A 12,277-nucleotide genomic window follows, 5' to 3' on the forward strand; every position below is an offset into this window, starting at 1 on the left:
TTATGCCCCTCTCTCTTTTAAAATATCTTCAATACGATGCACTGATAAATATGTTGGACAAATTGTATCAATATGAAATTCATCATAAACACATTCTCTTTGTGGATCGTATAAACGACATATAATTGTTTTCACATGATAGACTTCTCTTGCGACTTGAGATATTAAAATATTTGTATTATCACTATCTGTCACAACAATCATTGTTGTCTGCTCATCAATCTCTAACTTATCAAATGTTTCTAATTCAGTCGCATCACTAATAAATGTTAAACCACCATAAGATGCTGATAGCTTTCTAAAAGCATCTTCATCACTATCTACAACAATAACTTCATGTCCTTGTTCATATAAATAATCTGCTAAATTAGCACCTAGTCTCCCACATCCCATAATAACTATTCTTTTATTTTCTAACTTCTTATAAAATTCCATCATCCTAGTTTCCTCCTTAACATATTAAATTTTATTGTCTCTTTTTGCCTATCCTTTTCATCTACATCTTGATCACAAAAGTAGTAATGTTTGTAATAATGCATATCTACAAGACGATCAATATTTTCACGTGATGGACGGTAATAAGGAGCTAATGCCCAAGCTGCTCGATAATGTTTCATTGCTAAAACTTTATCTTCTTTTGTTTCTGCAAGAATGCCTAATAAATTTTGTGGTTGTGGAGCATCTGGATAAAGTACTAATGCTTCTTTGATTTTATTTAGACATACTTGTTCATCATCTAAAATGGCTCTGATTTCTTGACTTAATTTTTCTAGAGTCTGATATTCTTCTAAATCTTGGTGAGCCTTCATAATCCGTCTCCTCCTTTTCACTTATATTATAGAAATATTGTTGTGAAGATGGTGTGAGGATATATAAAAAGGTGTGAGAATCGTGTGAGAAAAGAAAAATTCCTATTGATAATAATAGGAATTCATTTGACTTTTAATATATGGTCTATTTTATTATTCTTCATCTGACTTCATTCGATAACCCACACCTATTTCAGTCAATATATATTCAGGAGTTGCAGGATTTTTTTCAATTTTACGTCTTAAACCTGCCATTAAAGCTCTTAATGCTTGTGTATCATTTCCATAACCTTTTCCATAGATTTCCTCAATGATATGACTTGTTGTTAAGACTTTGCCAACATTTTTCATAAATAATGTTAGGAGTTGATATTCTAATGGAGTTACATGAATTTCTTGATTATTCAAATAAACAAGATGCTTATCTAAATCAAGAGATAAATCTTTCACTTTGTAAAGTGTTTGTCTTTGAACTTGAGTAAATCGGTAAAAATGTCGAAAAGCTACCTTTATTCTAGCTATCAATTCAGTTGCTGAAAATGGCTTTGTTAAATAATCATCAGCACCTAGATTTAAAACATCAGCTTTTTCTTGATCTTTATCTCTAGCAGATACAACAATAAGAGGCATCTCTGAAAATTCTCGTAGCTTTTTAATAATATCAGTTCCATCAATATCAGGTAAACCTAAATCTAATAAGATAAGATCAATATTTTCATTGGCTATTTTTCTTAAAGCATCAATCCCATTACTAGCAGTTATATATTCATAATCATTGTTTTCTAAACAATAGCAAATAAACTTTCTTATTTGTGTATCATCTTCAACAACCAATATTCTCTGGCTCATCATTTAACCTCCATAATTTATTGATAAGATTACTTTTTTTAATTATACTCTTTATTCTATAATTAGAAAACAAAAAGAAATATTCAAACCTGATATAGTAGAATATTTCTATATAAAAGTTATATTTTATGAATTGAATAATGAGATTTAACTTTGAAACAATTTTTATGACAAAACCATTTAAATGTCAAATCAACCATTATTAGTTATACTACTAACAATTATAAATTATTAGCTAATTCACTAATAATTCATAGCAGTCATATCTTCATTTGTAATATTTTTTAGGTATTACAATTAAATTATATTTAGCGTTATTATTCTTTGATTGTCTATTTATATATAAACTATTTCTAACAAATCTCAAACTATCTTTATCCATTTGAGTTAACAAAATAATCTTTAACTTTTATAAAAAGATCATAGACAAAGTCTACAATCTTAATATCTCCCCTATGAATATATGATTAATACTACATTAATTTAGAGATGCAATAAAATCAACATTTTTAATCTTGCTTGTATCTTAATCAAAGCATTTCAGCACAACTGACTACTCTTTATCCATTTCATCAAGTACTGATTCTACTTGTGCGATTAGTTCATCTTTATTTGGAATATAATAAGTATATTTTGATGCAAATATATTATTTGATAGTCCTCCTAATGCATATTCTGCATCTACACTTTTCTTATCAGTACATAAAATGATTCCAATAGGATCATTATCTGTTTCATCATTCACTTCTGATCTATAATAATTTAAATACATATTTAATTGTCCTACTGCTTCTGGCATAAGTTTTGTAGTCTTTAATTCAATAAGTACATAACATCGTAATATCTTATTGTAGAAAACCATATCTACATAGTAATGAGTATTGAATAACGTTACTCTTTGTTGAGTTCCAACAAACATAAATCCTTTTCCTAACTCCAACAAGAAATTTTCAATATGACTAACCAATACTTTTTCTAAATCTGATTCCATAATAGGCTTATCATCTGGTAATCCCAAAAATTCTAATACATATGGTTCTTTAACAATATCTTCAGGCTTTTCTATTTCATTTCCTTTTCGAGCTAATTGAAGTACAGTTTCTTTATTTGCTTTACCATTTGATAATAATAGTCTTTCAAATAATGAGTCCAGCTTAATTGTCCAGTCACTGACTGGATAATTGGATACTTTGTATAGAACATCTTCATATTATATAAATTTGCTCGCGAAAATCCTTTTCCAAATCTTTTTGTGAGAGTTTTTGAAAGTGAAATAAGTTGCTTTTTACCATATTCTCCACGTTCATTCTTAAGTTCATCTTCAACTATAACACGACCTATATTCCAATATGTTTCTAAAAGTTCATTATTAACTTTCTTTACAACATTTTTTCTTGCATTTGTAATTAGATTCCCTATTTCATCAACCAAATCAACACTATACATAAGTTCATCCATATTCAAAGATCCTTTCTATAATTTGTTATTTATAAATTAATTTGCTCTTATACTATACCCTTAATTTCAAAAGAAAAAAAGAAGTATCTAAACTTCTCACAAAGTCTAAATACTCTATTAAATTACCAAATTAATAAATGCTATCACTACTACCATTTATCAATTTAATAATACACTAATCCAATACAATGTACTATTATTTTAGGTGATTTAAAACAAATTAGGTGCTTTTTTATAAATACAAAGATCATAGATAAAATCCATGTTCTAGATAACTATTTACGAATAATTTGATTAACGTTTCTTTAGTTTCACAATAAATCTTGCACCTTGATGCTCACTACAATTCTCTGCTTGAATCTCACCACTATGAGCTTCAACAATTGCTTTACAAATAGTCAATCCTAATCCAACACCCTTTGAACCATCAGATGAATTGCTTCCATTATTCGTATAAAACATTTCAAATATCTCTTTAGGATTTTGATTTTCAAATCCTTTTCCATAATCCTCCACAACAATATAAGCCTCTTGATCTTTTTCATAAGCATCCACATATATTGGTTTATCTTTAGATGTATGTTTCATTGCATTATCTAATAAATTAATAATAACTTGTTGAATCAACTTAGCATCCATTGGTACCATCAAAACATCATCAGGAACATGAACTTCAATCTTTCTTTGATTGTTTTTTGTAACATGATAAACAGCACTTCCAATTACTTCTTCAACAGCTTCTAATTGTTTATGAATAACAAGCTTTCCTTCTTCTACCTTTGTTAAACTTAAAATATTCTCAACTAATAAATATAACCAATTAGCTTCTTCATAAATCCCATGAGCTAACTGATAAGTTTCCTCTTGATGATTATTCATATCCATAATCATTTCTGATGTCCCCATAATTCCAGATAAAGGTGTTCGTAAGTCATGTGAAATAGCTCTCAATAAATTACTACGATATCGTTCTTTAACCGTCGCCTCTTTAAGTTTGAGTTGTTCTTTTATAGAATAAATATGATCCAAAGCTAAAGATACATTTTCAATCATAGAAACCAATAATTTATGAGTATTATCATTCATTAATTCTACATTTTCTTTAGGTAAGATAACAACTCCTAATAATTTATGAATACCATATATAGGATAGTGATAGCACTGATTTAATTCTTTATAAGGCTTTCTTAAATACAAAAACTGTGACTGATACTCTTGTAAATCATCTAATATTTCTTCATGCTTACTGTCCTTTGTCCCTAACAAATAGATATAATGTGGACTTTCTTGAAAACAAATAAAACCTATCTCACAATCAAACACTTCAGAAAACATCTCAATAACAACTTTTGACAATGATTGATAATCTAATAAATCTGATAATTTATTTGTTAAATCATAAAGAGTTTTCATATTACGTGCATTTTCATTAGCTAAATCAGTTGATAATTGAATACGTGATGTAGATGCACTCGTAATAATGGCAGTCAAAGTCATAACAATGAAAGTAATAAAATATTTATAATCATAAACAGATAAAGTGTAATATGGGGCAGTAAAAAAGTAATTAAATAAGAAAGTGGAAATAATTGAACTCATAATTCCATAAAAATATCCCTTGGTAAAACGTGATGTCATTAAAACTGCTAAAATATAAACTAAAATAATATTTGTATCAGCCCAATGCCAACTTTGAAAAAGAATACCCACTAGTGATGAAAGACATAATAATCCTAACATTATTAATATTGATATTCCTATTTGTTTTTTATCTTTCATAAAATCACCACTCTTTATGCTTTTCATTATACATCAATTCATAATAAAAGTGGAAAATTTTCCACTTTACTGTTCATTCCATGTTGTTATTTCTTGGTGATCTATAAGCACAATAATTTGTATATTTTGATCATCTTCTTCATTATATAAAAGCTTAGGTCGATTCTTGATTCCAAAAGTGATTGGTATTTCAAAAAATGCATCTTTATAATTAGCTTTCATTGTTATACAAATCCTTCCTTTAATTTGATGATTCCATGGATTCACATACGTCTTAAATTTACATACATCTGATATTGAAAACCAATCTGATATTTGAGCATTTTCTAAAATTGATTTATAACTTTGCTTATCACTATAAACATTATTATTAATAGATTCATAAAAAACTTCCTGACTTTTAAATATAGTTGTATTTGCCATGAATGTGTATACTGGAAATTCTAACCATTCATAATCAATAACATGAACATAACATTGTTCTTCATCTTGGGTAATTGTATACTTGACTTTTAACTTCAAATCATCTTTTTCAACAATTTTATCAACACTCTTACCTTTATTTGAACTTTGTAGATGTATTTGGCTAGGATCTTGATGATAAGCCCTTGAAGTTGTCACTAAAAAACATCCTGAAACACTTATACATAACGTCAAAATATAAATAAACATCACAAACCATGCATTGTGTTTTACTGGTGAAAGTTTAAGTAAGTATTGATGAGTTAATATGTCTTTTTTTACAGATGATAAAGTATAAACCAAAAATATAAACCCTATAACAAACATAATTATAGAAACAATTTCCCATATTCCTTCTAAAAACAAACCTATTATACCTATAATTTGTATAATAATATACGTCGCAAAAAATTTAGTACATCCACTTTCATGACAATATTTATTTAACCCCATATAAATCAAATAAATTATAAGATATGTTATTGGTACAGAGATATAATAAAGATAATCTGCATATTTATAATAAGGTGTTGCAAGTACTGATAAAAAAGCAATATTTATTATCATATCAACAATAATGCAATAATAAGCCTTTTTAAAATACAAACTTGCATCTTTAATCATTCGTAACCCAAAATAAAGACAAAACATTCCAATAATATCAAATATATATTTTAAGTAACCAAAATCTATTTGAAAGGAAAATAACAATAAACCTATTTGTAAATAAGTAATCATTCTGGATAATGGATGAAAAGGAAGTTGCACATATTTTTTTAATTCTATATCATTCATATTTTTTCACCTCTTTTTCTAATAATATCTTTAATTTTTTCCTTAAGCGATAGATAGAACTTTCAACTGATTTATATGTTTTTCCTTTTTCTAGTGAAATAGATTCAATTGTTTGAAAATAGTAAAAATACCGATAAAATAAATCTCTTTCATAAAAACTCAACTGCTCTACAATATAATCCCAATCTATCTCCTTCCCTTGAGTTTGACTTTCAAAAATATCCATACGCTCATATAAGATTTCTTCATATAAACGTTTATTTTTTCTAACATAATTCAATCCTGTTCTTCGTGTAATTAAAGCAATATAATTCTTTAAACTTGCTTGGCAAACATCATAAGATTGTAAATGTGTCCATAATTTTAATAAAATATCATTATAACATTCTTCAACATCTTGATGACTTAATCGTAAATTATAAAGAATATAATGTATAAGCTGCGCGTATTCTTTATCAATATATTCAAATGCTTTATCATTTTGATTTTGAATACTTTTTATGATTTTATTATCCACAACATCTCCCTCCTCATCTATATATACACCAATACATCCCCTTATCCCTCAAAGATTTTTCCATTCACACAATTACTTTGATTACATAAGTTAATATTAGGTTCCCTATTAAAGCGTCATATACTCCTCTTAAATATCATACAGGGAACTTTTCTTTTGCACACATAAATTATCATGAATCATGCAATACAATGACCTATTTAAATACTATTCAATAAAAAAAAGACATTAAGTCTTTCTTTTTATAGTAATTTTAAATAACAACAAGCATATTCAATTCCATCTTCCTTAATATCTTTAGTAATAAAATAAGCTAATTTTTTTACTTCCTCAATAGCATTTCCCATTGCTACTGTACAAGAAATCTGTTCAAACATACCTATATCATTTAATCCATCACCAAAGAAAATAACATCTTCCATACTTCCATGATAATATTCAACAAATTCTTTTACCCCAGCATATTTATCATCTGGTTCATAAGCAAGACTTCCTTCTCGATAACGCATAATCTGATGAGCATTAACAGTGTCAATCCGATCTTCTTCACCTCTATGAATTGCCATAAAAACTTTATATGCATCAGTATTTAAATAGTCAAAAGTTTCATCTATTGTTAATTGAATACCTTCACAATCAAAATCATATTGATGATTTAACATTTGTGAACTAGCAAACAATTCTTTTTGTGATGGGTTAGTCAAAAAAGCAAATGGAATCTTCTTTTCTATCAATTCCTGACTTAGTGATTGAACGATATCATGAGGTAAAGAATGAATATACTGAAGTTTCCCTTCAATAGTTAAACCATAACCCCCATCACTTACAATATTATCAATCCCTAATTTTTGTGCCGTTGGTAATATTTCTATTAATGATCTGCCTGATGCAATAGCTACTTTATATCCCTTATCTTTTAATTGTTGTATTGTTTTTCGTGTAGATGGATAAATCACTTCCTGATTATCAACTAAATCCACTAAAGTTCCATCAATATCAAAAAATATGTATTTCATATTTTACCCTTTCCCTATATTATATTCTGCAATATCATCATTACATTGCCATATTTTTTCTCTCCATATTATTTATTTCATCTCATTTTCGATTCTTTAATTAGTATATCACAGGTTTCATTATTTTCTTAATTATTTATATTTTTAATTACAAAAAAACTAGAACATAGTGCTCTAGTTTCATTTTTACGTCAATATTTATACAATTATAATACTGTTACGTTAGATGCTTGGTTTCCTCTATCACCTTGAGTAATATCGAAACTTACATTTTGACCTTCTTCTAAAGTTTTATATCCATAACCAGCAATTGAAGAATAATGAACAAAAATGTCCTTTCCACCATCAACTGTAATGAAACCAAAACCTTTTTCAGAATTAAACCATTTTACTTTACCTGTATTCATTTGAATACCTCCTTTTTTGTTTGTTAACAAAAGGAAGCTTTGATATAAAAAATCCACAAATGGAGATTGTACATCAAGTGCTAAATACAATCCTTTTTTGTGAATTATAATTTATAACCTTCTATTACTCTCTCACCCTAACACGTTACAATCAATAAGTCAAACTTTATTTTCAATATTTAACAAAATAAAGAAAAAAACAAGATTTCTCTTGTTTTTCATTGATTATAATACTGTTACGTTAGATGCTTGAGGACCTCTGTCACCTTCAACGATGTCGAAGCTTACGTTTTGTCCTTCTTCTAATGATTTGAATCCATTACCATTGATAGCTGAGAAATGTACGAATACATCTTTTCCACCATCAACTGTGATGAAACCAAAACCTTTTTCAGAATTAAACCATTTTACTTTACCTGTATTCATTTGAATACCTCCTTCTTTGTGTTAACAAAAGGAAGCATTGATATAAAAAATTCACATATGGAATTTGTGTACATCAAGTGCTCAATAACAATTCCCAATGTGAATCATAATTTGTTGCCTTTTATTACGGTCTCATCATAACACGTGGTGTTTTATAAGTCAAACTTTATTTCATTTATTTTTTATATAATACAAGTGATTCATAAGGACGTAATTTTAAATGATTTTTTAAATCTTGTTCATGATAATTAGATAAAAGAATTTGATATTCTTCAATACCTTGGATATCAATAAATGTATCTTCAGCATAGAAATTATTTAAGACAATAAGTTCTTCATTTTGATAATATCGCTTATATGCAAAGATACTTGGATGATCAATAAATAAGGGTTCATACATTCCTTCACTAATGATTTGATACTCTTTTCTTAAACGTATTAATTTTTGGTAATATTTAAAAATTGAATCAGAATCATTTAAATCATTTTCAACATTAATTGTTTGATAATTATCATTAACTTGTAGCCAAGGAGTAACATCTGAAAATCCACCATTGATTGTACTATTCCATTGCATTGGTGTTCTAGAATTATCACGTGATTTTTCTTGTAAAATTTTATGAATTTCTTTTTCTGGTAATCCTTTATCTTTTAAAATGTGATAAGCATTAATACTTTCAACATCTCGATATTGATTGATATCAGTAAAGTAGTGATTTGTCATACCAATTTCTTCACCTTGATAAATGTATGGTGTTCCTCTCATCATATGAATAGTGCTTGCTAGCATTTTTGCTGATTCTTTACGATATTGTTGATCATTACCAAAACGTGAAACTGATCTTGGTTGGTCATGACAATTCAAAAAGACTGCATTCCATCCATTTCCTTCTTGCATTTTAACTTGCCAGGTATGAAGTAAATCTTTAAATTCATTAAAGTCAAAAGGCATAGATGTCCACTTTTCTTTATTTACATAATCAACTTTTAAATGATGAAAACTAAAGACCATATCTAATTCTTGATTTGCTGGATTCGTATAACCAATACAATTTTCAACACTAGTTGCTGACATTTCTCCAACTGTAATACAATCATTAACTTTACCAAATGAATTTACATTTAATTCATGTAAGTAATCATGAACTTTTGGTTGATCACAATAGAATTGTTTCCCTAGTCCATCAGGACTATCTTCAAAACTACGTTTATCAATATTATTAATAACATCAAAACGGAAACCTCTAATTCCTTTTTGAAGCCAAAAATTAATAACCTTGATTAATTCATTTCTAACTTCTTCATTTTGCCAATTTAAATCAGCTTGTTTCTCATCATATAAATGAAGATAATATTCATCAAATTCTGGAACATACTTCCAAGCTTTTCCACCAAACTTAGAATCCCAATTAGTAGGAAGTTGTCCGTCTTTACCTTTTTTAAAGAAATAATAATTTTTATATTTCCCATTACCTTTCAATGCTTCTTGAAACCATTGATGTTCTGTTGAAGTATGATTAAATACCATATCAAACATCAAAGAAATATTTCTTTTTTGAGCTTCTGCAATTAAATGATCTAAGTCATCCATTGTTCCAAATATTGGATCTATCTGATAATAATCTTTAATATCATATCCACTATCTCTTTGTGGTGAAGCAAAGATTGGACACATCCAAATCATATCAATTCCTAATTCTTTTAAATAATCTAGTTTTTCAATGATGCCATTAATATCTCCTATCCCATCATGATTTGTATCATTGAAAGATTTAGGATAAATTTGATAAATGACTTTATTTTTAAAATTTGACATAACGATCCTCCTCTATGCTATTTGAATAATATTCTGATTTAATTGAACTTCTTCTTTTTGACAAAGTTCTATATGTTGTCCAGATGTAAAAACAACAGGTGAAATTAATGATTTATGATGACTACGTACATAATCTAAATCAACTTTAGCAATGATTTGTCCTTGTTGAACTTGTTGTCCTACTTCAACTAAACATTCAAAACCTTCGCCATTTAATTCTACCGTATCCATTCCAAGATGAATAAGAACTTCAACCCCATCACTTCGTTTTAAACCGTAAGCATGTTTAGTAGGAAATGTCATAACGACTTCTCCATCAAAAGGGGCAACAACTTCACCATTTGTTAAGTCTACAGCATATCCTTCGCCCATCAAGCCTTGTGAAAAAACCTGATCTTCAACTTCTGTTAATGGCATGACTTTTCCTTGAATAGGTGATACAAAAGTTAATTCTTTTTCTACTTCAGTATTGTCTTCATGAGTTAATTTTTGTTTTCCTACAATGTAAGTTAATCCAAATGGAATAACGATAGCCACTATCATTGCAATGAAGAAATTAAGCATATATTGAGGTAAGATAGATAAGATTCCTGGGATTCCACCAACTCCAATAGATGCTGCCATTGTTCCTGTAGCAACTGAAATAATAGCGGCAATTGATGAACCAATCATTCCACATACAAATGGAAATACATATTTTAAGTTAACTCCAAATAACGCTGGTTCAGTAACACCTAAATAACAGGAAATACATGCTGGAATTGAAACTTGTTTCGCATCCTCATTATCTTTTTGTAAAACAATCATTGCTAAAACTGCTGAACCTTGAGCAATATTAGATAAAGCAATCATAGGCCAAAGGATTGTTCCGCCAAAAGAACTAGCTAATTGAGTATCAATTGCATTTGTCATATGGTGTAAACCAGTAATAACTAATGGAGCATATAAGAAACCAAATACCCCAGCAAATAACCAATTCACTGATGATGTTAATCCTGCCCAAACAATATTAGAAATATAATCTCCAATGACCCAACCAATTGGTCCTAAAATTGTATGAGCTACTAAAACTGCCAATACTAATGAACAAAATGGAACAATAATCATACTAATGGCAGCTGGTGATATTTTTCTAAAGAACTTTTCAAAATATACCAATGCAAATCCTGCCAAAATAGCTGGAATGACTTGTGCCTGATATCCAATCATTTGGACTTGGGCGAACCCAAAATTCCAAACTGGAATATCTGCTGCTGCAGTTGAAGCAACTGAATAAGCATTTAATAACTGTGGTGAAACAAGGGTAATTCCTAAGACAATCCCAAGAATTTGACTTGTTCCCATCTTTTTAGTAATTGACCAAACAATTCCTACTGGCAAGAAATGAAAAACTGCTTCACCAATCAACCATAGAAAACTATCTACACCTGCCCAAAATTGAGATATTTCAACTAAAGTCTTTGTTCCATTTTCAAAAAACTCAATAGCATCTATACAATTTCTAAATCCTAAAATCAAACCACCACAAATCAATGCAGGAATAATTGGTGCGAAGATTTCACCTAAATCGCTCATCACTTTTTGTAATCTTGTTTGTTGACTTTTCGCAGATTGTTTGACTTGATCTTTACTCACACCTTCAATACCACTAATTTCAATAAAATCGTTATAAAACTCTTGAACCTCATTTCCAATAATAACTTGAAATTGTCCTGATTGTGTAAATGTTCCTTTAGCTGAAGGAATTTTTTCAATTGCTTGAACATCAGCTTTATCAGGATCAACCAATACAAATCGCATTCTAGTCACACAATGTGTAACTGCTTGAATGTTTTCTTTACCACCAACTTCTTTTAAGAGCTCACTTGCATCTTGACGAAACTTACCCATAATTTTTCTCTCCTTTTTAAACTTGTACGTACATCTTTGACGAACATATCTTA

At 28.5% G+C, this 12,277-nt stretch carries 13 protein-coding genes; all 13 read right to left on the bottom strand.

The features are described 5' to 3' along the window. The gene (locus EDD60_RS06320) at positions 1–438 is read right to left on the bottom strand and encodes a potassium channel family protein (protein WP_066446889.1); all 438 of its coding nucleotides are present in this window, start codon (positions 436–438) and stop codon (positions 1–3) included. Beyond that, positions 435–809, bottom strand: coding sequence for a hypothetical protein (locus EDD60_RS06325; protein WP_066446891.1), 375 nt, complete (start codon positions 807–809; stop codon positions 435–437). Before EDD60_RS06325 ends, EDD60_RS06320 begins: the two co-directional genes overlap by 4 nt. Positions 810–962: 153 nt before the next feature. After that, positions 963–1,658 (bottom strand): response regulator, encoded by a 696-nt coding sequence (locus EDD60_RS06330; protein WP_066446893.1) that lies wholly within the window; start codon positions 1,656–1,658, stop codon positions 963–965. Between the two features lie 553 nt (positions 1,659–2,211). Next, positions 2,212–2,817 (bottom strand): PDDEXK nuclease domain-containing protein, encoded by a 606-nt coding sequence (locus EDD60_RS16400; RefSeq protein WP_449560095.1) that lies wholly within the window; start codon positions 2,815–2,817, stop codon positions 2,212–2,214. Then, a complete protein-coding gene (locus tag EDD60_RS16405) occupies positions 2,742–3,116 on the bottom strand; it encodes a DUF1016 N-terminal domain-containing protein (protein WP_243646647.1) in 375 nt (124 codons plus the stop codon). Before EDD60_RS16405 ends, EDD60_RS16400 begins: the two co-directional genes overlap by 76 nt. A gap of 294 nt (positions 3,117–3,410) precedes the next feature. Further along, positions 3,411–4,895 carry a DUF4118 domain-containing protein gene (locus EDD60_RS06340; RefSeq protein ID WP_165973134.1) on the bottom strand — a complete coding sequence of 495 codons (1,485 nt, stop codon included), beginning with the start codon at positions 4,893–4,895 and terminating at the stop codon, positions 3,411–3,413. A gap of 66 nt (positions 4,896–4,961) precedes the next feature. Next, entirely contained in the window at positions 4,962–6,152 is a 1,191-nt protein-coding gene (locus EDD60_RS06345) for a hypothetical protein (RefSeq protein WP_066446899.1), read from the bottom strand. Continuing rightward, positions 6,145–6,669, bottom strand: coding sequence for a sigma factor (locus tag EDD60_RS06350; RefSeq protein ID WP_066446902.1), 525 nt, complete (start codon positions 6,667–6,669; stop codon positions 6,145–6,147). Before EDD60_RS06350 ends, EDD60_RS06345 begins: the two co-directional genes overlap by 8 nt. A gap of 242 nt (positions 6,670–6,911) precedes the next feature. After that, positions 6,912–7,685 (bottom strand): HAD-IIB family hydrolase, encoded by a 774-nt coding sequence (locus tag EDD60_RS06355; RefSeq protein WP_066446903.1) that lies wholly within the window; start codon positions 7,683–7,685, stop codon positions 6,912–6,914. A gap of 206 nt (positions 7,686–7,891) precedes the next feature. Beyond that, positions 7,892–8,092: a cold-shock protein gene (locus EDD60_RS06360; RefSeq protein ID WP_066446905.1), complete on the bottom strand. Its 201-nt coding sequence runs from the start codon at positions 8,090–8,092 to the stop codon at positions 7,892–7,894. 225 nt (positions 8,093–8,317) lie between these two features. Continuing rightward, on the bottom strand, positions 8,318–8,518 hold the full coding sequence (locus tag EDD60_RS06365) for a cold-shock protein (RefSeq protein ID WP_066446907.1): 201 nt from the start codon (positions 8,516–8,518) through the stop codon (positions 8,318–8,320). Positions 8,519–8,693: 175 nt separating this feature from the next. Beyond that, entirely contained in the window at positions 8,694–10,334 is a 1,641-nt protein-coding gene (gene treC, locus EDD60_RS06370) for an alpha,alpha-phosphotrehalase (protein WP_066446909.1), read from the bottom strand. 12 nt (positions 10,335–10,346) lie between these two features. Continuing rightward, positions 10,347–12,224, bottom strand: a complete 1,878-nt coding sequence (treP, locus tag EDD60_RS06375; protein ID WP_066446911.1) for a PTS system trehalose-specific EIIBC component — start codon at positions 12,222–12,224, stop codon at positions 10,347–10,349. Positions 12,225–12,277 lie beyond the last annotated feature (53 nt).

Origin of the sequence: Longibaculum muris (assembly GCF_004343035.1) — a bacterium.
In the GTDB taxonomy this organism is placed as follows: Bacteria; Bacillota_I; Bacilli_A; order Erysipelotrichales; family Coprobacillaceae; genus Longibaculum; species Longibaculum muris.